General features: G+C 51.6%; 18 protein-coding genes. 14 read left to right on the forward strand and 4 right to left on the reverse strand.

Going from position 1 to position 26,564, the window contains the following annotated elements; genetic code table 11:
- The 7 genes from UNDYM_RS05145 to UNDYM_RS05175 all read left to right on the forward strand — a co-directional run bounded on the left by UNDYM_RS05145 (position 1) and on the right by UNDYM_RS05175 (position 8,929).
- Positions 1–3,201, forward strand: coding sequence for an efflux RND transporter permease subunit (locus tag UNDYM_RS05145; protein WP_162040088.1), 3,201 nt, complete (start codon positions 1–3; stop codon positions 3,199–3,201).
- A 40-nt stretch (positions 3,202–3,241) separates the two neighbouring features.
- Positions 3,242–3,892: a protein-L-isoaspartate O-methyltransferase gene (locus UNDYM_RS05150; RefSeq protein ID WP_162040089.1), complete on the forward strand. Its 651-nt coding sequence runs from the start codon at positions 3,242–3,244 to the stop codon at positions 3,890–3,892.
- A gap of 27 nt (positions 3,893–3,919) precedes the next feature.
- Positions 3,920–4,243, forward strand: a complete 324-nt coding sequence (locus UNDYM_RS05155) for a rhodanese-like domain-containing protein (RefSeq protein ID WP_162040090.1) — start codon at positions 3,920–3,922, stop codon at positions 4,241–4,243.
- A 23-nt stretch (positions 4,244–4,266) separates the two neighbouring features.
- Positions 4,267–5,592: a TolC family outer membrane protein gene (locus tag UNDYM_RS05160; protein ID WP_162040091.1), complete on the forward strand. Its 1,326-nt coding sequence runs from the start codon at positions 4,267–4,269 to the stop codon at positions 5,590–5,592.
- Positions 5,593–5,724: 132 nt separating this feature from the next.
- Positions 5,725–6,984, forward strand: coding sequence for an efflux RND transporter periplasmic adaptor subunit (locus tag UNDYM_RS05165; RefSeq protein ID WP_162040092.1), 1,260 nt, complete (start codon positions 5,725–5,727; stop codon positions 6,982–6,984).
- Between the two features lie 42 nt (positions 6,985–7,026).
- Positions 7,027–8,256, forward strand: a complete 1,230-nt coding sequence (locus tag UNDYM_RS05170; protein WP_162040094.1) for an ABC transporter permease — start codon at positions 7,027–7,029, stop codon at positions 8,254–8,256.
- Positions 8,249–8,929 carry an ABC transporter ATP-binding protein gene (locus UNDYM_RS05175; protein WP_162040095.1) on the forward strand — a complete coding sequence of 227 codons (681 nt, stop codon included), beginning with the start codon at positions 8,249–8,251 and terminating at the stop codon, positions 8,927–8,929. The genes UNDYM_RS05170 and UNDYM_RS05175 overlap by 8 nt, the downstream gene beginning before the upstream one ends.
- Before the next feature lie 68 nt (positions 8,930–8,997).
- Here the strand turns inward: UNDYM_RS05175 and UNDYM_RS05180 are convergent, their stop codons facing one another.
- The 4 genes from UNDYM_RS05180 to UNDYM_RS05195 all read right to left on the reverse strand — a co-directional run bounded on the left by UNDYM_RS05180 (position 8,998) and on the right by UNDYM_RS05195 (position 15,314).
- Positions 8,998–9,858: a metal-dependent hydrolase gene (locus UNDYM_RS05180; RefSeq protein WP_162040096.1), complete on the reverse strand. Its 861-nt coding sequence runs from the start codon at positions 9,856–9,858 to the stop codon at positions 8,998–9,000.
- 87 nt (positions 9,859–9,945) lie between these two features.
- Complete coding sequence (locus UNDYM_RS05185) at positions 9,946–10,743, reverse strand: helix-turn-helix domain-containing protein (protein ID WP_162040097.1); 798 nt, start codon at positions 10,741–10,743, stop codon at positions 9,946–9,948.
- A gap of 191 nt (positions 10,744–10,934) precedes the next feature.
- Positions 10,935–13,034 carry a TonB-dependent siderophore receptor gene (locus tag UNDYM_RS05190; RefSeq protein ID WP_232063714.1) on the reverse strand — a complete coding sequence of 700 codons (2,100 nt, stop codon included), beginning with the start codon at positions 13,032–13,034 and terminating at the stop codon, positions 10,935–10,937.
- A 165-nt stretch (positions 13,035–13,199) separates the two neighbouring features.
- Complete coding sequence (locus UNDYM_RS05195) at positions 13,200–15,314, reverse strand: TonB-dependent siderophore receptor (RefSeq protein ID WP_162040098.1); 2,115 nt, start codon at positions 15,312–15,314, stop codon at positions 13,200–13,202.
- Positions 15,315–15,518: 204 nt separating this feature from the next.
- Here UNDYM_RS05195 and UNDYM_RS05200 point away from each other — a divergent pair, with 204 nt between their 5' ends.
- From UNDYM_RS05200 to UNDYM_RS05230, 7 genes are all read left to right on the forward strand, one after another.
- Complete coding sequence (locus tag UNDYM_RS05200) at positions 15,519–15,911, forward strand: hypothetical protein (RefSeq protein ID WP_162040099.1); 393 nt, start codon at positions 15,519–15,521, stop codon at positions 15,909–15,911.
- A gap of 77 nt (positions 15,912–15,988) precedes the next feature.
- Positions 15,989–16,855: a PhzF family phenazine biosynthesis protein gene (locus tag UNDYM_RS05205; RefSeq protein WP_162040100.1), complete on the forward strand. Its 867-nt coding sequence runs from the start codon at positions 15,989–15,991 to the stop codon at positions 16,853–16,855.
- Positions 16,856–17,402: 547 nt separating this feature from the next.
- Entirely contained in the window at positions 17,403–20,201 is a 2,799-nt protein-coding gene (locus UNDYM_RS05210) for a TonB-dependent receptor (protein ID WP_162040101.1), read from the forward strand.
- Between the two features lie 84 nt (positions 20,202–20,285).
- Positions 20,286–21,794 carry a tryptophan halogenase family protein gene (locus tag UNDYM_RS05215; RefSeq protein WP_162040102.1) on the forward strand — a complete coding sequence of 503 codons (1,509 nt, stop codon included), beginning with the start codon at positions 20,286–20,288 and terminating at the stop codon, positions 21,792–21,794.
- Between the two features lie 96 nt (positions 21,795–21,890).
- Positions 21,891–23,090, forward strand: coding sequence for a cation:proton antiporter (locus UNDYM_RS05220; protein WP_370529440.1), 1,200 nt, complete (start codon positions 21,891–21,893; stop codon positions 23,088–23,090).
- 365 nt (positions 23,091–23,455) lie between these two features.
- Complete coding sequence (locus UNDYM_RS05225; RefSeq protein WP_162040104.1) at positions 23,456–24,820, forward strand: MFS transporter; 1,365 nt, start codon at positions 23,456–23,458, stop codon at positions 24,818–24,820.
- A 21-nt stretch (positions 24,821–24,841) separates the two neighbouring features.
- Positions 24,842–26,539: an alpha-amylase family glycosyl hydrolase gene (locus UNDYM_RS05230; RefSeq protein WP_162040105.1), complete on the forward strand. Its 1,698-nt coding sequence runs from the start codon at positions 24,842–24,844 to the stop codon at positions 26,537–26,539.
- The last annotated feature ends 25 nt before the right edge of the window (positions 26,540–26,564 follow it).

A 26,564-nucleotide genomic window follows, 5' to 3' on the forward strand; every position in this document is an offset into this window, starting at 1 on the left:
ATGTGGTTCACACGTATCAGCATAGGCAACCCGGTGCTGGCGACCATGATGATGGTGGCCTTTGTGGTGCTGGGTTTGTTTTCTTACAAACGCTTGCGGGTCGATCAGTTTCCCGATATTACTTTCCCGGTGGTGGTGATACAGACCGATTATCCTGGTGCCGCACCTGAGACCATAGAGTCGGACATTACCCGCAAGGTTGAAGAAACCGTCAATACCATCAATGGTATCAGCGCGCTGACTTCGCGTTCTTACGAAGGCACGTCTGTCGTTATCCTGGAATTTGACCTGACCGTTGATCCGGCACAGGCGGCGCAGGATGTGCGTGAAAAAGTCGCGCTCATCAAGGCGGGCTTTCGCAAGGAAGTCAAAGAGCCCAGGGTGACGCGTTATGACCCATCCGACAAACCCATTTTCTCGGTCTCGGTGACGAATGATGAGAAGATCAAAAAACGTGATTTCCGTGAACTGACCACCATCGGTGACCAGTTGGTGAAAAAGCGTCTGGAAAATGTACGCGGCGTCGGTTCAGTCACCCTGGTCGGTGGCGTCAAGCGCGAAATCAAGATTTACCTGAAGCCGGGTGAAATGGAATCGCTGGGCCTGGGTGTCGACCAGGTCATCAATGCCTTGCGCAATGAAAACCAGGAATTGCCTACCGGTGCCATCCGTGCGCTCGACAATGAAAAGGTCGTACAGATACAAGGGCGCATCAAGAACCCGCAAGACTTCGCCCGCATCATCGTGGCCCGTCGCGGCGGCCAGCCAGTCATGCTGTCGCAAGTCGCCAGTGTGGTGGATGGTCAGGAAGAGCAAGAAAGTTTGGCCCTGTATAACGGCCAGCGCACGGTCGCACTGGATATTTTGAAGGCGCAGGGACAAAACACCATAGAGGTCGCCGATGGCCTGACTGCAGCTTTGCAGGCACTGGAACCACAATTGCAGGCACAGTATCCCGGTGTCAAAGTACAAGTCATCAAGGATGGTTCGCGCCAGATACGTGTGGGTGTAGAGAATGTGCGCCGTACCCTGATAGAAGGTGCTGCACTGACAGTGCTGATCGTCTTCCTGTTTCTGAACTCCTGGCGCTCTACCGTCATCACGGGCCTGACCTTGCCGGTTGCCTTGATAGGTACCTTCCTGTTCATGGACATGTTTGGCTTTACCATCAATATGATTACCCTGATGGCCTTGTCGCTTTGTGTGGGTTTGCTGATTGATGATGCAATCGTCGTGCGTGAAAACATCGTGCGTCATGCGGGTATGAAGGTCAATGGCAAGTTCAAGGATCATCACACGGCAGCGCTCGAAGGTACGGCAGAGATAGGCCTGGCAGTTTTGGCGACCACGTTTTCCATCGTTGCCGTATTCTTGCCGGTCGGTTTCATGGGCGGGATTATCGGCCGCTTCTTCCACCAGTTTGGTATTACTGTTACCGCAGCTGTTTTGATTTCCATGTTCGTGTCTTTCACTCTGGACCCCATGCTGTCATCGATCTGGCCAGACCCGGATGCCCATGGCCATACTGCGCTGGATGCAAATGGCAAGCCTGTACGCAAGGGCTGGTATGCGAATAGCATAGGCCGTGTGCTGGAGCAGTTTGAGCGTGGTGTGCAATGGTTTTCGCGTGGCTATCAGGTGATGTTGCGCTGGTCGCTCAAGCATCGTATCAAGACCTTGCTGATTGCAGCGCTGACTTTTTTCCTTGGCCTGGCAATACCGGGTACAGGCTTGATCGGTTCAGAATTCGTACCGCAGGCTGATTATTCCGAAACAGGCGTTAATTACTATACGCCGGTAGGTTCATCGCTGGAGCTGACCGAGACCAAGGTACATCAGGTAGAGGCTGTCGTGAAGGAGTTCCCTGAAGTGCTGGACACCTATAGCACGGTGAACACAGGCTCGGCACAGGGCAAGAATTATGTGACCACCTTTATCCGCCTGGTACCACGCAAGGACAGGTCCAGGACTACCAGCCAGATGTCAGTACCGCTGCGTACCCGCCTGAGCCAGATAGCCGGTATCACAGTCACGCATATCGGTGCACTGGATGGTGTAGGTGGTGATAACAAGAACCTGCGTTTCAGTCTGCAGGGCAGTGATCTTGGTGAGCTGGCTAAATTGTCGGAGCAGGTACAGGACAAACTGCGTGCCATTCCCGGCCTGGTGGATCTGGATTCCAGTCTGAAGGCGCAAAAACCAACCATCTCGGTGCAACCACGCCGTGATATCGCCGCTGACCTCGGTGTAGGTGTGGCCCAGATAGGTGGTGCTTTGCGGCCTTTGCTGGCAGGCGAGATTGCCACGACCTGGCGCGCACCGGATGATGAAAACTATGATGTCACCGTGCGCCTCTCTCCGAACGACAGAAATAACCCTGAAGACCTGTCACGCCTGATGCTCAGCAGCACGCAAACCAATGCAGATGGCTCACCAAAAATGGTGCCCTTGCGTCAGGTGGCAGACATCAAGCCATCGACAGGCGCCAACCAGATCAACCGCCGTGACCTGAACCGTGAAGTCGAATTGTCTGCCAATGTGGTGGGCCGCTCTGCCGGCGAAGTCAGTGCCGAAGTCAAAAAAGTGCTGGATGGCATGCAATGGCAGCCAGGTTACCGCTACAAGATGGGTGGTGCCACCAAGAACATGACCGAATCTTTTGGCTATGCCTTGTCTGCCCTGGCGCTGGCGGTGATTTTCATTTACATGATCCTGGCGTCGCAATTTGCCAGCTTCTTGCAACCGATCGCCATCATGTCGGCCCTGCCCATGACTTTGATCGGTGTTTTCCTGGCTTTGATGTTCTTCCGCTCTACCTTGAACATGTTTTCCATCATCGGTTTCATCATGTTGATGGGATTAGTTACCAAAAATGCGATTTTGCTGGTAGATTTTGCTAATCAGGCAAGAAAAGATGGCATGGACCGCATGGAAGCCTTGCTGGAAGCGGCTCATGTACGTCTGCGCCCCATTCTGATGACAACTCTGGCGATGGTATTTGGCATGGTGCCACTGGCCTTTGCCCTGTCTGAGGGGTCTGAGCAGCGCGCACCGATGGGACAGGCTGTGATAGGCGGGATTATCACTTCGTCATTGCTGACTTTGGTGGTTGTTCCGGTGATTTACACCTATCTGGATGATCTGGGTCTATGGATTACGCAAAAATGGCGCGGTAATCGTCAAACTGCCCAAGCGCTTTGATAAAATGCCGTTTCCATCAATTTTGCAATCGAGTATAGAAATGAATATCGAAAAAGCACGCTTCAACATGATAGAGCAGCAAATCCGCCCCTGGAATGTGTTGAACCAGGAAGTACTGGATATGCTGATTGTGGTCAAACGCGAAGATTATTTCCCGGCGGAACAAAAAAGCCTGGCATTTTTTGATACTGAATTGCCTTTGCCGGATGGTAGCAAAGCCATGACGCCCAAGCTGGAAGCGCGCATTTTGCAGGAACTGGTGCTCAAGAAGCAGGAAAACGTCTTGCTGATTGGCGCAGGCACAGGTTATCTGGCCGCATTGCTGGCTTACTCTGCCCGCCATGTGACCGTGCTGGAATCATCCAAGGTCTTGCATGCACTGGCGACAGCTAATCTGCAACGCAATCATGTCAGCAATGTTGATGTGGTTCTGGCTGATGCCTTCAGCGACAAGAACACCGGCAGCTATGATGCCATCGTTATCGCTGGTGGACTCGAGCAATTGCCTGAACATCTGCAACAGCAATTGAATGTTGGTGGCCGCTTGCTGGCTTTCGTTGGTCAATTGCCAGCGCTGACAGCGAAATTGCTGACCCGTACTTCGGCGTCCGCAGTGGGCACGCAAAACCTGTTTGAAACTGTGGTGGAGCCTGCAGCAGGTGCCAAGCCGGTTTCGCATTTCAGCCTGTAATCCTGAAAAGAAAACGGGAGACATGACATGCAAAACATTACTGCAACAGAGCTGGCGCAATGGTTAAACGATAGTAGTAGAAAAGCCCCGGTTTTACTCGATGTACGGGAACCTTGGGAGCATGAGACTTGTCATATCCCGGGTGTGCAACTGATGCCCATGCAGACAGTGCCAGCCCGTTTTCAAGAGCTGGAACCGGATGATGTGATTGTCTGCATCTGCCATCACGGCGGGCGCAGTATGCAGGTAGCAAATTTTTTAGAGCGTCAGGGTTTTACCCAAACAATTAATCTGACTGGTGGTGTGCATGCATGGGCACAACAAGTCGATACGGGTATGCCCACTTATTAATTTACTTTTTTTCGGAGCCTTACATGCGTAATCCTATTCTTGCCACACTGCTGGCCTCAGCTTTCCTGACCTTGAATGCAAATGCAGGTGATTTGCTGCAAGTCTATAAGGATGCTCTGGCAAATGATGCGCAGTACGCAAGTGCCCGTGCCAGCCTGACTGCAGGTCAGGAAAAACCTGTGCAAGGCCGCGCAGGTCTGTTGCCCGGTATCGCTCTGAAAGGAAGTGACACCAAGTCCAGTACCGAGGCCGAAGTCGATGCGGTATCAGGTTCGCGCACTTTGAAAGGCGTGACCAATACCTGGACCCTGGCTTTATCCCAACCTTTGTTCAACTGGGGTAACTGGCAGCAATATGAACAAAGCAAATTGTCGCTGCTGGTCAGTGAAGCACAGTTTGCGCAAGCTAAACAAGATCTGATCCTGCGTGTGGCCCAGGCTTATTTTGATGTGCTGGCAGCACAGGATACGCTGGAAACCTTGCGCGCTCAAAAGAGTGCCATCTCCGAGCAACTGGCTTCTGCCAAGCGTAATTTTGAAGTGGGTACGTCAACGATTACTGATACCCATGAAGCACAGGCACGTTATGACCTGGTGACAGCGCAGGAATTTGCCGGTCAGAGTGATTTGCAAGTCAAGCGTGCAGCCCTGCAGCAAATTATCGCCAAGGATGCCGGTGAACTGGCAACCCTGAAAGTCGGTGTCAAACTCAGTGAGCCCCAGCCAGCATTGATTGATGACTGGGTTTCCTCCGCAGAAAAGCAAAATTTTAGCGTCGTCGCTTCACAAGTGGCTGTTGAAATAGCCAAGCGCGAGATACAGAGAAACCGTGCAGGTCACTACCCTACCGTTGATCTGGTCGCCAGTACTGGACGTACCTCGAATGCGGGTGCTGGCAATCCGAATGGCGCAGGTGTGGTCAAGCCAACGACCATAGGTGTACAGTGGAATATTCCTATTTTCTCTGGTTTTTCTGTCGATAGCCGCGTCAAGGAAGCGATTGCGCTGGAAGATAAATCACGCAGTGACTATGAAAATGCCCGCCGTACTGCAGCGCAGGGTGCACGTCAGGCATTTGTTGGCGTCAGCTCTGGCCTGGCTCAGGTAAAGGCCTATGAAGCGGCTGAAGTATCCAGCCAGTCCGCACTGGATTCCAACAAGCTTGGTTATCAGGTTGGTGTGCGTATCAATATCGACGTATTGAATGCACAGCAGCAGTTGTACACCACGCGTCAGACCCTGGCGAAAGCGCGCTACGACACTATCCTGAATGGCCTGCGCTTGAAATCAGCAGCAGGCACCTTGAAGGAAGATGATCTGGCCGAAGTGAATACCTTGTTGCAGCACTAAGTCCAATTATTTCCAGTTTATAAAAAGCTCGCTTCAGGCGAGCTTTTTTATTATTGCTTGCTTAAGATCAAGTCTGTTTCCCGAAATGCCATCAAACTCAGTTTGCGTGGTTCTGGCATGAAAGGCTTGAAGATGGAGAAAACTCAGGGATTTCTGAATAAATCCAATGTGATACTTTGGGCGCTTGGTGTCGCCATATTTTCCCTGCTTGCCTATTTTGCCTCGCCATATGTGCTAGGCAGGAAATCCGTGATATTCCAGGCTAAGCGAGGTGAACTTGTGCAGACGGTGGTCGCCAGTGGCCGGGTAGAAACGCCTGCCAGAGTCGATATTGGTGCGCAGGTAACCGGCATGGTGGCAGCCGTGCCGGTAAAGGAGGGCCAGACTGTCAAGGCAGGTGAGTTGCTGATAGAACTCGATGGCGCCGACGAGAAAGCTGCTCTTGATCTGGCCAACGCCAACCTGCATCAGGCAGAAATCAAACTCAAACAAATTCAGGAACTGAGCCAGCCGCTTGCAGAGCAGGCGGTGACGCAGGCTCAAGTTAACCTCGGGAACGTGCAAAAACAATATGACCGCACCAGAGAGCTGGTGGCACAGGGTTTTGTTGGTCAGGCACAACTGGATGACGCCAGGCGCAACCTGGACATAGCACGCAGCCAGGTTGATAGTGTAAAGCTGCAGGCACAGTCCACCCAGCCTGCGGGTAGTGACTATCAACTGGCACTCGCGGCCCTGGACCAGGCCAGGGCAAATCAAAAATCAGCACAGGCAAAATTGCAGCATACACAGATCAGGGCAGTGGCAGATGGCATCTTGATTTCACGCGATGTTGAGCGTGGCGACACCGTTCAGCCCGGAAAGGTATTGATGGTCTTGTCACCTGTTGGCCTGACACAGTTACTCATACAAATCGATGAGAAAAATTTACGGTATATGCAACTGGGACAAAGTGCGTTGGCTGTGGCAGACGCTTATCCTGGACAGAAATTTCCAGCGCAACTCAGTTATATCAATCCTGGGGTCAATGCTCAGCGTGGATCTGTCGATGTGAAACTGAATGTGTCAAATCCACCTGCCTATCTGAAACAAGACATGACCGTGTCGGTAGAAATAGAAGTCGCCAGACGCAAAGATACCCTGTCACTCAGTGCTGAAGCCATTCATGATGTGGCGACTTCGCCCTGGGTGATGGTGATCAATAAGGGGAAAGCAGAGCGTCGCGCGATTGGCATCGGTGTACGCGGTGACAAGTCCGTGGAGATTTTATCCGGCTTGAGCGAGCAGGACATGGTGTTGCCCGCAACTGGCGTTGCCGTTCAGGAAGGTAAGCGAGCCCGGGCAGACTTGCAGCACAGTGGCGCTGGCAATCCGGCCAGAAGCAGTAACTAGCCATAACTAGCCATAACCAGCCATGACCAGCCATGACCAGCTATGAATAAGCTCTTGCCATTTGAATGGATAGTTGCGATGCGCTTCTTGCGCGAGGGACGCATGCAATCGATATTCATTATCCTGGGCGTTGCCATTGGGGTAGGGGTTATCGTCTTTATGTCAGCGCTGTTGTCCGGCATGCAGGGTAATTTGTTTAAACGCGTATTGAGTTCGCAACCTCACATTACCCTCGAGAGACCCAAGCAACAGGCCACTGCCGTATTGAATGCCAACGAACAGCAGACCATTGCTGCGACAATACAAAAACCCTCACAACGCATGAATACCATCGATCAATGGCAAAAAGTGCGTGATCAGATGCAGGCACGCGGCGACGTTGTGGCCGTGTCTCCAAACGCGTCGGGCCCTGCTCTGGTCGTGCGGGGCAGTGCTACTCAGGCCATTTCGCTGATAGGCATAGAGCCAGACGCCTATGTCAGGATCGTGCCCTTGCCGGAGAAAATGATAGCGGGTAGTTTTCGCATGATGAATACCGATATGATCATCGGCATGCAACTGGCAGAGGATATGGGCGTACAGCTTGGAGACAAGCTGCGGGTGACCAGTGCAGCAGGCGCCAGCCTGAATCTCAATATTGCCGGGATCTTTGACCTGGGTAGCCGTGGCGCAAACCAGCGAACGGTATTTGTCTTGCTGTCGACAGCGCAGAATCTGCTGGGCATGACTGGCGGCGTCTCAAGTATAGATTTGACCGTACAAGACCCCTATGCTGCCGAGACGATTGCTCAGTTGATTGCGAATGCAACCGGGCTGACTGCCATGAGCTGGATAGCCAGCAATAACCAGTTTTTCCTGGGGATGCGTGCGCAAACCTATTCCAGTCTGTTGATACGTATCTTTGTCGCACTGTCAGTAGCGGCTGGTATTGCCAGCGTCCTGGTGGTCTCGGTCGTACAGCGCCAAAAAGAAATTGGTATTCTCCGTGCAATGGGGGGGAGCCGCAGCCAGGTGTTAAGAATCTTTCTGATACAAGGTGCCGTGGTCGGTTTGCTTGGTTCACTGGTGGGTTCTACACTTGCGACAGGCTTGCTGGCTGCATGGCGCATGATCGCGAAAAATCCGGATGGCACTCCCATGTTCCCAATCAGCATGGACTTCAATCTGTTCTTCTGGAGTGCCGTGATTGCCACGCTGACGGGCCTGCTGGCTGCAGTCACGCCTGCCTTGCGTGCATCCCGACTTGATCCTGTGGTGGCTATCCGTGGCTGAATCCCTGTTGCGTCTTGAGAACCTCAATAAATCCTATGGACTTGGCACGCCTGCAGAAACGCAGGTTTTACATGATATACAGATAGATATCAGCAAGGGCGAATTTGTGGCCCTGATCGGGCCATCAGGTTCAGGCAAGAGCACGCTGCTCAACATTATTGGATTGCTTGACAGACCAAGTAGTGGTTTGCTCTATCTGACCGGCAAAGAAACCAGCACGATGAGTGATGCCGAACTTACCCATTTGCGGGGGGCGGCAATTGGTTTTGTATTTCAGGCGCATTATCTGCTGAGCGCATTTACGGCAACCGAAAACGTCATGATTCCCCTGATGATGCAAAAAGGCCATGCTGATGCCGACATGCGCCAGCGGGCAGAGGCATTACTTGCACAAGTAGGCCTGGAGCAATGGAAAAACAATATGGTTGGCAATATGTCGGGTGGGCAGCAACAAAGGGTGGCCATTGCCCGTGCCCTTGCCTTGAATCCCCCGCTAATACTTGCTGACGAACCAACGGGTAACCTGGACACCAAATCGACTGACGCGATATTTGAATTGATGCGCAAGTTGAACGTGGAAAATGGCACTACTTTCCTGATGGTGACGCACAATATGGATTTGGCCCAGCGTTGCGACCGCATTATTGAATTGGTGGATGGCCGCGTTGTCTGAATTGTTTAATATGGACAGAGTTCAATGGCAAGTCCGTCGGGCAGGTTAATCAAATCCATATTCGCAAGTTACTCAGTACCTACGCCGATTTTTCTGTAGCTGGCGGCCTGGTCTCCCAACCACTGTTCAGCCAAGTGCAGATTCTCGCGTTCCCAGGGACGGAAGCCAGGCTTGAAATAAGCCAGGTAATGCGGCAGCGAAAACCATAGCAAGCCACGCGGGCGCAGGCAATATTTGATGGCCTGCCACCAGGTCTTCGGCTTAAATAACTGGCCATCCTTGTACAGGCAATGCATGGTTTGCAGTAGTGTATCAACGCTGAACAGCACGGTCACATACAGGAACCAGGCAATCCGACCGAAGTAACCACCACCTATTGCATGATAGGTATCAAAGGCCACGGATTTGTGTTCGGTCTCTTCTACCGAATGCCAGGTCCATAAAGTCTTCAGCGGCTCTTCTGCGTCACCTATCCAGCAAGCTTCGCTCAAGGTACCGTCAGCGAAAATGGCAGTGAAATGTTCGTAGGCCATGGTGATGGCGAGGTTACTCCTGACACTGAGCATGGCTGCCGTGCGTATGCGCCAGGCCACATAGCCTTCCAGGAGATAGCTCAGGCCCTGGGCATCCAGTTGCTGATTGTATTGCTTGTGGATATGACGATGACTGGCTTCCTGGCCGATAAATCCCCTGATGTCTTCTTTTAATTGCTCATCCTTGAGCAGGGGCAGAGCCGCCTTGACGCTGTCGATGAAATATTGCTCACCAAGCGGGAAGCTGTAGGACTGGGCATTGAATAAATGGGTACGGAAGGCATCACCTCCCAGCCAGTGACGTGAAAAGCCCTGGGATAAATCAATGTTCAATTGACGTACTTGCAGAGGCTTTCGTGGGCTATTTGGGCTGTTTTCTTGCTGGCTCATCTTCATCGTGTTTCTCATATTGGCAATGAAAAACAGTGTAAATAATTAGCCTTTTAGGTAATTGTATCGATGCGTCAAATTTGTACCGACCCGTCAATCAATCAATAAAAAGAGTTTATTGAAATCTTCATCCGGCATCAGATAAATCCAGTAGGCCGGATCGCGGGCACTGATTTTTTGCCTGAGCTGCGCAGGTGGTATGCCTGCCAGCTCCACATATTCCCTGTGCATGTGGGCCTGATCGTAGTAACCGGTATCCTGGGCAATCTGGGTCAGGTCTCCCCAGGCCACATCTGGCCTGATGATGTGGGGCAGGGAAAAACCAAACCTGACGATGCGCCTGACATCACGCAGGGTGACACCAAAATTCTCGCGTACCCGGCGCTCCAGCTGTCTTTGCCCTATGCCAAAATATTCAGATAACTCCAGCAGCGGGAAGAATATCTTCTTGTGCGCCGCCAGAAATGCCGCGCCTATGCTGCTCCTGGGTTTGTGATCAAGTACATCGAGCAAAAACTGTTGGAATAAATCCACGATGGCTTTGCCATCTTCTACTTTGTCCAGCTCTTGCAGGAATGCCTGGGTACGCAGGGGACAAACCAGATCCTGAAAAGGCAGGGCACTGCCGGCAATGCTGGCAACGTTGATGCCCATGGCCTGTTGCAGCATGCCAGGACGGAAACATACCGACAAGCTCAGGGTTCCAGGAGCGTAGCGCACATGTGCAGGTTCCATGAAGGGGCCACGCAAGAAAAAGCGCTCAGCGACGAATTCGCCTTGATCTGCCCCGATGACGGTTGCGCCGCCACGGGCGAACAGCATGATGGAGGGGCACAAGGTAGCAGGCAAAAATACTTCGCAGGCATCCAGTTCCACTATCATGATATGCATGATTAATGGAGACAGCCTAGGGTGCGAGGGGAAAACCTGGTATTTAATAGGAGTATGCAAGGCGGTCCGGATAGTCTTCTGGTACTTGGTCAGGCGTTATTTTACCCAAAGCCCGCACGCCGCTGCTATTTCATGCAGATGAAAAGCAGAGAACCCCATCATCTGCTGATGCTGCATGCGGAATTTGGCAATCACATTTTATACATGACCTGCAGGAAGAAATTGCGTTTTGGCAGCGGTATGTCATTGGTGATACTGCCTGGCGCAAAACTGGGTTCACGCGCATCGACATTCATCAGGTTGCGGATACTGCCAGATACTTCCCATGCACCCGCATTGGTACGCAGGCTGAGATCAATCAATTTGTAATCTGCCACTGGCGGGCGCAGATCGCCGACGGTGCGCTTGCGTCCTGCCACCCAGTTGAATTGCGGACTCAATAGCCAGTCTTGCGCAAATTGCCAGTCAGCGCGGGCAAAGACATGGTGGCGTGGCGCATAACCGGCATCCTGATTGGTGACCTGGTCGGTATTGATTTGATAGCTGTAATTGCCGCTGAATCTTAACTGGCGGCTGGCTTGCCAGTTCAACTCGGTTTCCACGCCATGCCCCTCCTGGCTATTGATATTGGCGTAGGAACTGCCCGTGCCCTTGATCGCATTGGGCACGGTACGTATCAGGTTTTTCATCCTGAACTGGAAGATATTGAGTTTTGCCTGCAGATCATTGCGTGCCTGCCATATCAGCGCAGCTTCCAGCGTCTTGATACTCTCGGGTTGTATGGACGAGTTGCCGCGTTGTGCAGGATTATTGATGCTGTAAAGCTCATTAAAAGAAGGTGCGCGGAAAGCCTGTCCATACAGGAGTTTGGCAGTCAGGTTATACGCAGCTTCCCACACCAGCGCTACACGTGGGTTGGTCGTGCTGCCTACATCAGAAAAATTATCATGCCGGATACCTGCAGTCAGATTCCAGTCCGGCGCGAATTGCCATTCATCCTGGGCATACACATAATCGATCTTGCGGCGGTGCGGCTCCAGAAATGCCAGTGCACCCGTGTAGGCTTGTACTGGGCCCGCTGGCTGCGGCAGGCCTGCCGGAGTGATCAGGAAGTTCTTGAATTCATAGGCGTCATACATATTCAGGTCGTCATGCCCGACACCAACACGTAAATGATGGTCACGCCAGCCTGAATACACGGCATAGGCAGAAGCGCGTAATTGCCGCTCTGAGGTATTGGGTGCACCTATGATTCCGGCAGGGAAATTACCAGTAGGGAAAGTCACTCCTGGCGGATACAAAACCAGGGGCGAAGGCAGGCGTTGCAGGTACTGCGAATAACTCATATTGAAGCCCAGGCCCCAGTCGTGGCCGATGTGATTATCGCTCCAGGACAAGTCTGATGTGAGGCGCTGGCTTTTTAATTTGCCGCTAGGGTCCAGGGCCGAAGAAGTCCCCGTTCCCGTACCCATGTTATCGCGCAGGATGAAATTGCTGCGCCAGCGCCATTTCTCATAACTCAGGTCAAGATGGGCATCCACTGCATCATGACCATTATTCAAGGGGCCAGGTGCCAGGCTGGCACGGGTGCCAAATACGCGGTCCAGGCCGGTTTGTGCATCTGCTGTAACGATTTCTGCACTACCTGCGCTTTTGCCTATCCGAAAATAAGCGGCGACATCGACGCTGCCCAGTTTGCCGCCATGCTGTATCCAGACATCGCGGGTGGAAAATGAGCCGGTGTTAATACCAAATTCTGTGCCCTGTATTTCTGCAGATGTTTTGGTGATGATATTGATGACACCGCTATAGGCATCGGCACCATATAAAGCTGAACCAGGCCCGCGTATGATTTCTATGCGTGAGATATGCTGCAAGGGATAACTGCCCCACAGGCGCGATCTGTTCCCTGTCAGCAGCACAGTCATCGGTACGCCGTTTTGCAACACCAGGATTTGCGAATTGAGTTCATTGATGATGCCCCGCACTACATAGGCAGAAAAATTGTTCGCACCGATTTTTTCTGCATGCACTCCTGCCACGGTTTCCATTACCTGATCGAGATCAGTTGCACCCATGGCGCGAATATCGGCGGCAGTGATGACACTGGTAACAGCGGGTGCCAGCCGCAGCGACTTTTGGCTGCCCGTAGCAATACTGACGGTCAGTTTGTCGCCATAGACGGCCTTGAGGTCATCGTCTTCTTCATTATTGTCTGCAGCAGCATTTGCCGCCAGTGAAAAAGACAAAAGCAGGGCGCTCAGCATGGCTGTATGTGGTGGCAATTGCATCATTCCTCCCGGAGCAGACATTGCTTGAATGCACCCATCATAAATCCGTCAGCAGAGACTGTCACCGGTTTCTGCGGATAGCCATGGAAAGTAGCAATGCTTAACAAGTCTGGCTGCATGCAGTGTGGCGGGAATGCCGCATTCTTTTTTATATCCCATGCTGGATTATATTTTATACATGACTTGCAGGTAGATGGCCCTGGGTGCCATGGGCAGGTCATTAGGAATCGCCAGTCCGGGGGCAATACTGGGTTCGCGTATGTCTGCGTTAAAAAGATTGCGCACGGTTGCGGTCCACTCCCACTTGCCCCTGCCGCGCAGTGAACGCAAGCTCAGGTCCAGGCTGGTGTAGTCTGCGATGCCAGGGCGGGCATCTCCAGCCGGGCGTCGGCGGTCTGCCACCCAGTTCAGTTGTGGGCTGAGGGCCCAGCCGGAATTGAATTGCCAATCCATGCGTGCAAACACATGATGATGTGGCGCATAGCCGGCATCGGTTTGCGTGCCCTCATCGACAGAGTGTTGATAAGAGTAGTTGGCCAGCAATTTGACATCCTTGTGTATGTCCCAGCGCAACTCGGCTTCCAGGCCCTTTCCATTTTGATTGCCGGTATTGAAGAAGGTCGAGCCTGTTCCAGGCATGGGGTTGACCACGGCGCGTATGATGTCCTGCATGTTGTATTGGAAGACATTCAGGTTCAGCGCAAGATCCTGGTGGGCCTGCCAGGCCAGTGCCAGTTCTGTGGTGGCGATGCGCTCGGGCTTCAGGTTTGGATTGCCATTCGCGACAGGGTTGAGACCATAAGACTCATTGAAGGCCGGGGCACGAAAGGCATGGCCATATAAGAGCTTGACAGTCAGGTCATGCCGCGCATCCCAGACGATGGCGAGACGCGGATTGGTAGTGCCGCCAAATTCGGAATAATGGTCATGGCGTATGCCAGCCGTGATGGTCCAGTCCCTGGCCAGATTCCATTCATCCTGCAGATACAGGTAATCGTTTTTTCTGCGGGCAGGCAGGATATGTGGCTGTATCTGGCTATAGTCCATGACAGGGCCTGTCGGTATTGGAATACCGGCAGGACTGAGCAGGAAATTCTTGATGGTCTGAGTGCGGTACAGATAGACATCGTCATGCCCTATACCTGCACGTAATTGATGATCGGCCCAGCCTGTATAACTGGCAAAGGCAGACAGGCGGAATTGTCTTTCCCATCGTGATGGGCCGCCTATCATGCCATCGGGGAAAATCCCGGTGGGCAACCTGGTTCCCGGTGGCAGCAGTTGCAGGCTGCTCTTTTCGGTGTAGTGCATGAAACTCAGCGTGCTGCCCAGTGCCCAGTCGTGCGTGAAAGCCGGGTCTGTCCATGACAGGTCAGAAGTCAGTCTTTCTGTCGTCGCCGCATCACCACCAAAATCAAGCGCCGAAGATACTCCTGCACCGGTCTGCATATTCGTCCTGCTTAATAAACTGGAGCGCCAGCGCCAGTTACCCATGCTGACATCCAGATTCGCATCGACAGGATTTAAGCCAGTATGCACGCTGCCTGGCGCCAGGCTGGCGTGGGTAGCAAACAATTTGTCATTCCTGGACTGGGCATCAGCCGTCAGGACTTCTTTCTGCCCATCCGTAGCTCCCACGCGCAGATAGGCGGCGACCTTGAATGGTCCCCATACACCGCCATGCAAGATCGAGGCATCCCGGGTGCGAAAAGAACCCAGACCGGCTCCGGCAAAAGTACCGGCTATTTCATCGGCTGTCTTGGTGATGATATTGATGACACCTGAATAGGCATCTGCCCCGTACAGGGCAGAGCCGGGGCCGCGTATGACTTCTATGCGGGAGATGTTTTCAACTGAGATCGCATGCCACAGTGCCTGTCCCTTGTCGCCAGTATACGAGGTCGTCATGGGTATGCCGTTTTGCAATACCAGCATGTGCGGGTTGGTCACGCCACCACCACCTATGCCGCGCATGATATACGCGGGGAAGTACAAGATGGCAGCACGGCTGACGTGCATGCCAGGTATGGTTTCCAGCACCTGGTCTATATCAGTGAAACCCTGGGCCCGTATCTCTTCAGCAGTAATCACTGAGGCTACCGCAGGTGCCCGTCGCAGGCTTTGTGATTTGCCTGTGGCGATGCTGACCATGGATTTGTCGCCATAGACCAGGGCAAGGTCTTCTTCTTCACTGGAGTCTGCCGCCAATGCATGCTGACTTAGCAGCAAGCTCAGCAGGGCGCAGACAGGGAGGGGTGACAACGGAGGCAGGAATGACATGGTTTTATTTTTTTATTCTGGAACACATCCAGTCCAGAATAATTCAGTAGCACCTGACTATCAAGTCATGCAAGGTTAAATCTTCAAAAACAACGCCGTTTTACAACGGCTGCAAGAAATTGTGGAAATTCAGGTGGTATGATGCCTGTTTAATACCGTGGCCTTTTGCCAGTATTTGCTTTCACTTTTCTGGTTTGACAGATCATGTTAATCACTATCATTGTGGCTGCCAGCTTGCTGGTACTGGCAGGAACTTACAGTCTGTGCAGCAATTTGTATCTGCTGTTTTCAGCGGATAGCCCGGCAAACTGGAAAAAGCACTTTTACCTCTGCCTGGTGGCCGGACTGGTGTTGGGTCTGGCCTCCTGGCTAGGCACTTTCTGGATGCTGCTGCCTTATCCGAATATAGCGGGTGATGGCTGGTTTGCCGGTTTCCCCTATGTAGCGGTATATATAGATGATACTGCCTATCACTACCATTTTGGTTTCACCAGGGCCAGTGTGCTCGCCAATGGCTTGTTCTGGTTTTTGTTGCCCATGACGGGCCTGCATTTATACGCCAGGCACTGGCAACGTCAACAAAAGAAAACTCGCTGAGAATTTGCCTGGCGTCAAAGATTTTTTGCCTATACTGGTGAGATGGTCCTGAACCAGGTCTGACCAGGGAGTGAAAAATGAAAAAACAAGTTTTCCCATTCACCATGGTGGATGTCTTTGCCAGACAAACACTGGCAGGCAATGGCCTGAGCGTCTTTGTGCTGGAGCAAACTCTATCCGCCTATATGATGCAGGCAATGACGCGCGAAATGCGCCAGTTCGAGAGTATCTTCCTGCAAAAGCTGGACGGGCAGCACAGATGGCGCACCCATATATTCACCATGGAAGAAGAGCTGGGCTTTGCCGGTCATCCCATCATCGGCGCGGCAGCATGCCTGCACCAACTTTACCAGCCGGACAGCAAGACAGCGGAATTTGAATTTGTCCTGAATGAACGCAGTGTATTTGCCAGCAGCAAACAAGAGAATGGCAATTTTTTTGCTGAAATGAATCAGGGCAAGGCCAGTTTTGGCGAACCCTTGAGCACAAGTGTTGCTGAAAATTTCCTGAAGGCCCTGAACCTGCATGCGCATGACCAGGTAGCGGATTTGCCACTGCAAGTGGTATCGACGGGCCTGCCCTATCTGATCGTGCCTATACAACAGCACCTCGACAAAGCCCGTATCTGCCATGAAAAGTTTGAAGCCCAACTGGCCAGCGTAGGTGCAAAATTTGTCTATGTGCTGGATGTGCAGCGCCGCGAAGGGCGTACCTGGGACAATGAAGGCAAGGTTGAAGATATCGCCACTGGTAGTGCGGTTGGCCCTGCCGGTGCCTATATGGTCAGGCACCAGCGTGCCCAGGCTGGTGATACGCAAATTTTTGCCCAGGGTGCCTATGTGCACAGACCCAGTGAATTGCATGTGAGCCTGAATGCCGAAGATGAAACTGTCCTGGTACATGGGCAAGTTTGTCTGGTTGCGAAGGGCGAGCTCTACGTCTAAAACCCTGAAGCATGAGTCAAGCATCAGTGGATCAGTCTTATTCAGGTGGGCCACAGAGCAGGCATCCATCAATGAATTGCAATAATGGAATCATGATTTTTGCTTCTTGAAACTATGGCCGCCTGATATTGACATGCCAGATGCTGCTTTTCTTCAGACTTGCCTTATTGGCCCCTGCATGGTCCAGGCGTCACATTTTTGTGCTGACCATAGCTCTTGCAAGCCCTCGCGGCAATCTTTGCACACGAAATCTTTTGGATTTAACAAGTAGTTCAATTACATAAAGTAGTCTAACTACATTGCTCTCTTGCCCCCTTGTGGGGCGTACACAACACATTTCAGTGCATAGAGGTGGCCTTGCTATAGAGGTCTTATCTGGTGCACGTATTTTGTTTGTAGTTTTTTGTAGTCTTCGTTTGACATTGAATCTAGTTTTAGTACAAAATTCATCTCGGAACGTTGGGTTCTGATTGCCGGGCTGGAATGTTGGGTTTCTGTCCGGTGACTCAAAGAGTGCAAGTCATATAAAAGTGTGAGGGGACATTACATGAAACAAGCTACGCAAAAGCGTCGGCAGGGCGAAGCTCTGCACCGTTTTTCTTTTAAGTTGAGTCCGGTCGCCGCTGGATGTGCCGTATTGATCTTTGGCATGACCGACATCGCTGCAGCGCAAGAAGCAACTGGTACTACCGTGGTCGTGACAGGCATCCGCAAGGGTATAGAAGAAGCCATCTCGATCAAGAGAAATTCCAATTCCATCGTCGAGGCCATTTCGGCGGAAGACATAGGCAAATTGCCTGATGCCAGCGTGGCCGAATCGATTGCCCGTTTGCCGGGTGTGACCGCGCAGCGCAGCCGTTCATCAGGTAAGGCGGCAGATGTCAGCGTGCGTGGCTTGTCGCCAAGTTTTAATGGTTCCTTGTTGAATGGCCGTGAACAGGCTTCTACAGGTAATGCCCGCAGCCCGGAGTTTGATCTGTTCCCGGCTGAGCTCATGGGTTCCGTATTGATCTACAAAACGCCAGACGCAGCACTGGTTGGTCAGGGTCTGGCAGCGACGATCGATCTGAATACACTCAAGCCACTGGATTTTGGCAAGCGTGTACTAGCAGCCAGCTATCGCAAACAACGCACGGGCGTAAAATCAGGCTCCGAAGAGGGCACAGGCGACCGCGCATCATTCTCTTATGTAGATCAGTTTGCGAACCGTACTCTGGGCGTGTCTTTGGGTTTGACCAAGTTCAAGGAAGATGGCGGCGGCCAGCAAAAGTTCGATTCCTGGGGTGGTTTTGCGCCGACTGTCGATTATAACGGTGCCAAAGTTGTGGCTCCGGGTGGTTTCAAGTCTGACACGGAAGTCAGTAAGAGTAACCGTGACGGCGCTTCCCTGACTCTGCAATACAAGCCAAATAAAAACTTCAAATCTACGGTTGATGTATTTTATTCTGCCGGTTCTACCAGCCTGAAGAAAACCGGTCTGGAAGGTGCAATTGCCGGTTCAGCCGGTGGCTATGATCCAGACGGCGTACTCAGTAATGCAACCATCGTCAATGGTGTTGCCACCGCCGGTACTTTCAGTAACTATAAAGGCGTCGTTCGCAATCACAAAGAAAGCGCTGACGACAAGTTGACGTCGATAGGCTGGAACAGTGAAATGAAACTCGACGATTGGACGGCAGTAGCTGATCTGTCTTATTCAAAAGCCGTCAAGCATAGCAAACGCTACGAAACCACGGCAGGTCAGCCGGGTGATGTAACGCCACTGGGTTCGATTTCATATACCGGTTTTAATGGTGGTAATTTTTCTGATGTGAAGTACTCCACCAGCCTGAATTATTCCGACCGCAATGTCTCCAGACTGACTGACGTCGATGGCTGGGGTGGCGGTCCAAATACGCCGCAAGCCGGATATGTTGCTTTGCCAGATATTAATGACAAGGTCAACAGCATACGTCTGAGCGCCAAGCGTGACCTGAATTTTGGTCCTGTGGTAGCGGCGCAGTTTGCCCTTAACTATACTGAGCGCGATAAGGCCCGTACTGGCCAGGAAGGCCGTCTGGTCGTTAAAGGCGGTGGTGGCTATGCTTCGGCAGCGGTGCCGGGCAGTGCAGTGGCAACTGCGGGCACGGTTGGTTTGCCAGTTGTTTCTTTTGATCCTGATGGTTCTTTGGGCTCGATTTATGAGTTGGCGCGCTGGGTTGATGCATCCGTGCTCGCAAAAGACTGGACCGTCAACGAAAAAGTAACGACGGCCTACGCAATGGGTGATCTCGATGGCCAGCTCATGGGTTTGAATTACCGTGGTAACTTTGGTGGTCAGTTCATCCACACTAACCAGCGTTCGACCGGTAACCAGGTTGATCTGGCCAAGTGCACGGGCATCACTGTAGATACTTGCCCATTCAAGACTGCCTTTGGTGGCAAGTCTTATTCTGATTTTCTGCCTAGCCTGAACGTCTCTTTTGATCTGGGTAAAGAGCAGTTCTTGCGTGTAGGTCTGGCAAAAGTTTTGTCTCGCGCAAACATGGATGATTTGCGTGCCAGCCAGGAATTTGGTGTCAAGACTGGCGGCGCTTTCCCTATCCTCACTGGCAGCGGTGGTAATGCTGAGCTCAAGCCTTTCAGTGCCAAGGCTTTTGATTTGTCGTATGAAAAATATTTCGGCAAGAAGGGTTATTTCAGCGTTGCCGGTTTTTATAAGCAGCTCGATACTTATATCTATCGTGCACCACGTACTTTCGACTTTAAGCCTTTTGTCAGTGCAACCACCCCTTTGCCTCTGAGTGGCCCATATCAAGGTTCTACCGTCGGTTTGCTGACGACGCCACAAAATGGTGAAGGCGGTAATATTCATGGCTTTGAAGTTGCCCTGAATATTCCATTCTCCATGATCACTCCTGTGCTGGATGGTTTTGGTGTCATGGTGAATCACTCTGATACCTCAAGCCAGATCACGCTGCCAGCGTTTGGTTTCGGTACTTCGAATATCAGTGCGCAAAATATTCCTTTGCCAGGCCTCTCCAAGCGTGTCAGTAATCTGCGTTTGTACTATGAAAAAAATGGCTTCCAGATCGCTGTTGCAGGTCGCAAACGTTCTGATTTCCTGGGACAGATCAGCGACTTCCAGGACAATCAGCAATTGACTTTCATCAAGGGTGAAACTATCGTTGATTTCCAGGTCTCGTATGAATTCCAGACTGGTTACCTGAAAGGTTTATCATTGCTGGCGCAAGCGAATAACTGGAACAACGCACCGTTCCAGCAATATGATACTGATCCAAACAAGATCACAGATAAAACTGTGTATGGCAGGACTTATCTATTCGGCCTGAACTACAAGTTCTAAGATCGTAAACAGGTTCTAAGCTGAACTGCAAATAGCCCCTGTCAGCGCAAGCTTACGGGGGCTAGTTTTTTTGGTGGAGACAACATGCAGAATTCAATTATAAAAAACGTGGTGATTGTAGGTGGTGGTACGGCAGGCTGGATGACGGCAACGGCGCTGGCGACTGTCTTGCAGGGGCAATGTCAGATACACGTAGTGGAGTCGGATGAAATTGGTATTGTTGGTGTCGGTGAAGCCACCATCCCGATGATACAAAGATTCAACCAGGTGGTCGGTATCGATGAAAATGAATTTCTGCGCGAGACTCAGGGTACGTTCAAGCTGGCGATAGAATTTGTCAACTGGGGCAAGCAGGGCGATCGTTACATGCATGGCTTTGGCACTATCGGCCAGGATCTGGGGAGTGTGCGCTTTGATCAGTACTGGCAAAAAATGCGCAAGCTGGGCAAGGCCGAAGAACTGGCTGCGTATTCGATTACCCGCATGATGGGCAAGGCAAATAAATTCATGCCAGCCCGTTACGACGTGCCAAATTCACCGCTGAACCAGATTGCGCACGCCTATCATTTTGATGCCAGTCTGTATGCGCGTTATCTGCGCAAGATTGCCGAGTCGCGAGGCGTCGTGCGTACCGAAGGCAAGATAGTCTCAGTTAGCCAACGCGAGGCCGATGGTTTTGTCGATGCCATCGTTCTGGAAAATGGTGAGCGCATAGAAGGTGATTTATTCATCGACTGCTCCGGCTTCCGTGGCTTGCTGATAGAGCAGACCTTGCAGACAGGTTATGAAGACTGGTCACACTGGTTGCCCTGCGACAGGGCGCAGGCCGTGCCTTGTGAATCTGCACCAGAACTACTGCCCTATACCCGCGCCACTGCGCACCGCGCTGGCTGGCAATGGCGCATTCCGCTACAGCATCGCATAGGCAATGGCCATGTGTATTGCAGCCAGTATGTCAGTGATGATGAAGCTGCTTCAGTATTGTTATCCAATCTCGATGGCAAGCCACTGGCTGATCCGCGCGTCATCAAGTTCAAGACTGGCATGCGCAATAAAACCTGGAACAAGAATGTGGTAGCGATAGGCTTGTCCAGTGGATTTCTCGAACCGCTGGAATCAACCAGTATCCACCTCATACAATCGGCCATTGCGCGGCTGATCGACTTCTTTCCTGACCAGAGTTTTAATGCCGTTGATATTGCTGAATACAATCGCCAGTCGCGCTTTGAATATGAGCGTATCCGTGACTTCGTGATCCTGCATTACAAGCTTAATCAGCGCGATGATTCTGACTTCTGGAAAGCCTGCGCAGCCATGCCCGTGCCGGACAGCTTGCAGCACAAGATTGACCTGTTCCGCGCCAGCGGCCGCTTGCTGCGCGTTGATAATGAATTGTTTGCCGAGGTTGGCTGGCTGCAGGTTTTTGAAGGTCAAAATTTAATTCCTGAAAGCCTCAATCCTCTGGTAAATTTGCAGACCGAAGCGGACACCATGGAATATCTCGACAGTGTGCGTGAGGTAGTGCAGAAATGCGTGGCCATCATGCCAGGACATGCTGCCTATATTGCCCAGCATTGCAAGGCCAGAAGCTGAGTCAGTACTGAGTGGGGGAGGAGGCGCCACTGTCATTTTTTACTGGTGGTGCATAGAAAAACAAACTGAAAAAAAGTTGAAATTATGCATACTGGTATGAGCACTACCGAGATTTTTCTGATCGCAATGTTTGTGATTTTTACCATACCTTATCTGATCTGGAGGGTCGCTAAAACCGACTATTACGCACCACTGGTAGTAGTGCAAATTATCACTGGCATTTTGCTGGGGCCTGGTGTTCTTGGTGCGATTTATCCCGACTACTATAAATTCGTCTTCAATCCCCAGGTGATACAGTCACTGAACGGCATCGCCTGGTGGGCCGTCATGATTTTTGTCATGATTGCCGGAATAGAACTGGACTTGAAGAAGGCCTGGGAATACCGCCGTGAAAGTACTATCACAGCGGGCCTGGCATTAGGCATGCCTTTATTGTTTGGTTGTGTAGCTGGTATGGGACTGCTGAGTATGGATGGCTGGATGGGGCCCAAGGCCATGAGCTGGCAATTTGTGCTCGGTGTGGGCATGTCCTGCGCGGTAACTGCCTTGCCCATCCTGATCCTGTTGATGGAAAAACTCGATATCCTGCGCCAGCCCATAGGCCAGCGCATATTGCGTTATGCCAGTCTGGACGACATTGCCATCTGGGGCGTACTGGCGGTTATCTTGCTGGACTGGACCAGGGTAGGGCGACAAATCGGCTTTTTAGTGGTGTTTGCGGTTGCTACCCTGTTGTTCCGAAAACTTATGGTCTGGCTGGAAGAACGTGACCGCTGGTATGTGGGGCTGATCTGGCTGGCCGCCTGTGCTTTTGCAGCTGACTGGGCAGGCCTGCACTATATGGTAGGCGCTTTCCTGGCGGGAGCGGTCATGGATGCGCATTGGTTTAATCAGGAAAAAATGGACCTCATGCGCCACCATGTCTTGCTGGCCATCATGCCAGTGTTTTTCCTGAGCACGGGTTTGCGTACCAACTGGGCGGTGGGTGGCGCCGCAGTTTTCGTCGCTGCGGCTGTGTTGCTGTTCGCCTCTGTCACTGGCAAGCTCATAGGCATACAGGTAGCAGGCAAGATACTCAAATGGGAAAAGGGCGAGGCTTCCATCATAGGCTGGCTGTTGCAGACCAAGGCTTTGATCATGATTATCTTTGTCAACATCCTGCTTGATAAGAACATCATTACCAGTGAAACCTTTACTGCCTTGTTATTGATGGCGATCGCCAGCACCATGATGACCGTGCCTGTGGTGTATCCGAAATTGCAGAAGATGAAGGAGTTGATTTTCAGGAGTAGGTAAGATTTTTTGAATCTCTGTTTTTGCAGGTGAAATGCCCGCTGCTTTTTGGAAGTGGCGGGCATTTTCTTGAAGTGGCTTGTATATCCGGATGTGTCAGGATGCGCTTGAAAAGTGCAGGCAATCATGGGTAGTATTGCTACAGTTTGCTGTTTTCAAGTCAGGGTTTTACGCCAGATTCTCATTTTTACTATGCATGACTTCTGTTTGTAGTGAGTCTTAAAAATTTATGTAGTTTGATTACATTTTGCTGTGGTAGTATTTCAGAATGCTGGCATTCTTGGTATGGTGACTTTGTTGGGAAGTCGTTTTTAGCCGCCAAGTAATACAGCAATAGTAGTTCATAATAAATTTGGGGACAAAACACCATGCAAGTATCTGCATACAAACCACGTCTGTCGTTCTGGCAGTTGTGGAATATGAGTTTCGGTTTCTTCGGTATTCAATTTGGCTTTGCGCTGCAAAATACCAATACCAGCCGCATCTTTTCTACCCTGGGTGCGAACCCGGATGAGCTGGCGCTGTTCTGGCTGGCTGCACCGATTACCGGTTTACTGGTGCAGCCCATCATTGGCTATCTGAGCGACAATACCTGGCACCCATTCTGGGGACGCCGTCGTCCTTTCTTTTTCATAGGAGCGATACTGGCATCGATTGCCATGTTCCTCATGCCCAATTCCAGCGTCTTGTGGATGGCGATAGCGGTATTGTGGATGATGGACAGTGCCATCAATATTTCCATGGAACCTTTCCGTGCCTTTGTCGGTGACAAGCTGGATGTCTCGCAACAAACCGCAGGCTTTGCGATGCAAACCTTCTTCATCGGTTGCGGTGGTGTGATTGCCTCCTTGCTGCCGACGATATTCACAGATTACCTCGGCGTCAGCAATGTGCCTGTGAATGGCGCGATCCCTGACACTGTGCGTTATTCCTTTTATTTCGGCGGCGCGATTTTTGCCTTGTCTGTCATGTGGACAGTTTTCACCAGCAAGGAAATTCCTCCAGCCGACCTGGAAAAATTCAAGCAGGAACGCAAGAATAATCAGGGCTTGGGCAAGGCAGTATCAGAAATTCTGGGTGGCTTCACCAAAATGCCCAAGACCATGGTGCAACTGGCGCTGGTGCAATTCTTTACCTGGGTCGCCTTGTTTGCGATGTGGGTGTATACCACGCCCTCGATAGCGCAAACTGTTTTCCATAGCAGCGATGCACAGTCAGCCGCTTTCCAGGAAGGCGGTAACTGGGTGGGCATCATGTTCGCCGTGTATGGTGGTGTCTCTGCACTCGCGGCTTTCTTGTTGCCTGTGCTGGCAAAAATGACCAGCCGCAAATTTGTGCACATGCTGTGTCTCGTGATAGGCGGTGTCAGCCTCATGAGTATCTTCCTGATCTCATCCAAACAAATGCTGCTCTTGCCTATGGTGGGTGTGGGCATAGCATGGGCCAGTGTACTGACCATGCCATATGCAATTCTGGCAGGTGCTTTGCCCGCGAACCGAATGGGTTATTACATGGGCCTGTTCAATTTCTTTGTGGTGATACCGCAGATTATTGCCGGTGTCGTGCTCGGTGCGATCTTGAAGCATTTTTTTGATAACCAGTCCGTCAAGGTATTGATGCTGGGTGGGGCTTGCATGATATTGGCGGGCTTGCTGACTTTGCTGGTCAAGGATGAAGCAGTCGAAGTTGCACCAGGTATGGACAAGACGGCAGCTAATGCTGCTACCGTTTAAGCAGACAGCCGGAGTTTCATCATGCAAGTGACTGCGTTAAAACTGGGCTTGGCAATGCTGCTGGTCGCGGGTTCAAATACTCTAATTTTTGCCGCGTCCGCTGCACAAGAAAATCTACAAAAAAATAATACAGTACAGCCATTTTTATGGGAAAACGCCATCGTCTATTTTTTACTGACCGACCGCTTCCATAACGGCAATCCCAAAAATGATCTGGCCTATGGCCGAAAGAAAGATGCCGCAGCTTTGCGCGGGTATGCTGGCGGTGACCTGGCTGGCATTACTGCAAAGATCAAGTCTGGCTATTTCAAAGATCTCGGCGTCGATGTCATCTGGCTGACACCGCCGGTCGAGCAAATTCATGCGGGTACCGATGAAGGTACGGGCAAGTCTTATGGTTTTCATGGATACTGGGCCAAGGACTTCACCCGTGTCGATGCCAATCTGGGTACAGAAGCTGACATGCGTGAGTTTGTCGACACTGCCCATGCACATGGCATGCGTGTCTTGCTCGATGTAGTCATGAACCACCTGGGACCCGTGACAGAGCAAGACCCTGTATGGCCAGATGAATGGGTCAGGACATCGCCGACCTGTGCTTATAAAGATACTGAAACCACGGTCAGTTGTACCCTGGTCAAAAACCTGCCGGACATACGCACAGATAGCAAAGCCACAGTTAGTTTGCCGCCAGTGCTGATAGCGAAGTGGAAGGCAGAAGGGCGGTATGACAAGGAAGTCAAAGAGCTGGATGACTTTTTCCAGCGCACGGGCCTGCCCCGCGCCCCGCGCTACTACCTCATGAAATGGCATGTGGATTGGGTAAAGAAATACGGTGTTGATGGCTTTCGGGCCGACACTGCCAAACATACAGAGCCAGAAATCTGGAAAGAATTGCATGGCCTTGCCAGCGTAGCTTATGAAGACTGGAAGCAGGCCAACCCCAAAAAGAAACTGGGTAATCAGGCTTTCTTCATGACCGGTGAAGTGTATAACTATGCACTCGCTCACGGCCAGGACTTTGACATGGGCGGCGGTCAGACCGTCAATTTTTACCAGAACGGTTTTGACAGCCTCATCAATTTTGGTTTTAAGTCAGATGCCAATAAGACTTATGAAGCCTTGTTCAGTGATTATGCCGCGCGTTTGCATGGGCCTTTGGCTGGATATTCCGTACTGAATTACATCAGCTCGCACGATGATGGCGGGCCATTTGATCTCTTGCGCCAAAAGCCATTTGAATCTGCCAATAAACTCTTACTCAGTCCTGGCGCTGCGCAGATTTATTATGGTGATGAAACTGCACGCTCGCTGAATGTCGCTGGCGCGCAAGGCGACGCAACTTTGCGCTCTTTCATGAACTGGGATGAGCTTGCAAAGAATGCCAGCCGTGACGGTTGCCGCATTGCTGAAGTGCGCCAGCACTGGAGTCGCCTGGGTTTGTTCCGGCGTGCCCATCCTGCCATAGGAGCGGGTCTGCACGAAAAACTCGCTGAGCAGCCCTATACCTTCAAGCGCACTTATGAAAAGAACGGTATCAGCGACAAAGTAGTGGTTGCACTGGATATCCCCGCGAACAGCAATCCTGCCATCAGCGTCGCAGGCGTGTTTGCCGATGGACAAAAACTGCGCGACCATTATTCTGGCAAGACAGCCACAGTCGTCAATGGCAAGGTGCAATTCAATAGCGGCTTGAGCACGATATTGATCGCGCCCTAGTATGCTCTGGTAAAAATAATTCGAG

Origin of the sequence: Undibacterium sp. YM2 (assembly GCF_009937975.1) — a bacterium.
In the GTDB taxonomy this organism is placed as follows: Bacteria; Pseudomonadota; Gammaproteobacteria; order Burkholderiales; family Burkholderiaceae_D; genus Undibacterium.

Excerpts from the sequence above, each read along its gene's own strand:
- UNDYM_RS05155 (WP_162040090.1), top strand. The coding sequence starts at position 3,920 with ATGCAAAACATTACTGCAACAGAGCTGGCGCAATGGTTAAACGATAGT.
- UNDYM_RS05210 (WP_162040101.1), top strand. The coding sequence starts at position 17,403 with ATGAAACAAGCTACGCAAAAGCGTCGGCAGGGCGAAGCTCTGCACCGT.
- UNDYM_RS05180 (WP_162040096.1), bottom strand. The coding sequence starts at position 9,858 with ATGAAGATGAGCCAGCAAGAAAACAGCCCAAATAGCCCACGAAAGCCT.
- UNDYM_RS05230 (WP_162040105.1), top strand. The coding sequence starts at position 24,842 with ATGCAAGTGACTGCGTTAAAACTGGGCTTGGCAATGCTGCTGGTCGCG.
- UNDYM_RS05170 (WP_162040094.1), top strand. The coding sequence starts at position 7,027 with ATGAATAAGCTCTTGCCATTTGAATGGATAGTTGCGATGCGCTTCTTG.
- UNDYM_RS05190 (WP_232063714.1), bottom strand. The coding sequence starts at position 13,034 with ATGCAATTGCCACCACATACAGCCATGCTGAGCGCCCTGCTTTTGTCT.
- UNDYM_RS05145 (WP_162040088.1), top strand. The coding sequence starts at position 1 with ATGTGGTTCACACGTATCAGCATAGGCAACCCGGTGCTGGCGACCATG.
- UNDYM_RS05205 (WP_162040100.1), top strand. The coding sequence starts at position 15,989 with ATGAAAAAACAAGTTTTCCCATTCACCATGGTGGATGTCTTTGCCAGA.
- UNDYM_RS05165 (WP_162040092.1), top strand. The coding sequence starts at position 5,725 with ATGGAGAAAACTCAGGGATTTCTGAATAAATCCAATGTGATACTTTGG.
- UNDYM_RS05200 (WP_162040099.1), top strand. The coding sequence starts at position 15,519 with ATGTTAATCACTATCATTGTGGCTGCCAGCTTGCTGGTACTGGCAGGA.
- UNDYM_RS05215 (WP_162040102.1), top strand. The coding sequence starts at position 20,286 with ATGCAGAATTCAATTATAAAAAACGTGGTGATTGTAGGTGGTGGTACG.
- UNDYM_RS05195 (WP_162040098.1), bottom strand. The coding sequence starts at position 15,314 with ATGTCATTCCTGCCTCCGTTGTCACCCCTCCCTGTCTGCGCCCTGCTG.
- UNDYM_RS05185 (WP_162040097.1), bottom strand. The coding sequence starts at position 10,743 with ATGCATATCATGATAGTGGAACTGGATGCCTGCGAAGTATTTTTGCCT.
- UNDYM_RS05160 (WP_162040091.1), top strand. The coding sequence starts at position 4,267 with ATGCGTAATCCTATTCTTGCCACACTGCTGGCCTCAGCTTTCCTGACC.
- UNDYM_RS05220 (WP_370529440.1), top strand. The coding sequence starts at position 21,891 with ATGAGCACTACCGAGATTTTTCTGATCGCAATGTTTGTGATTTTTACC.
- UNDYM_RS05225 (WP_162040104.1), top strand. The coding sequence starts at position 23,456 with ATGCAAGTATCTGCATACAAACCACGTCTGTCGTTCTGGCAGTTGTGG.
- UNDYM_RS05150 (WP_162040089.1), top strand. The coding sequence starts at position 3,242 with ATGAATATCGAAAAAGCACGCTTCAACATGATAGAGCAGCAAATCCGC.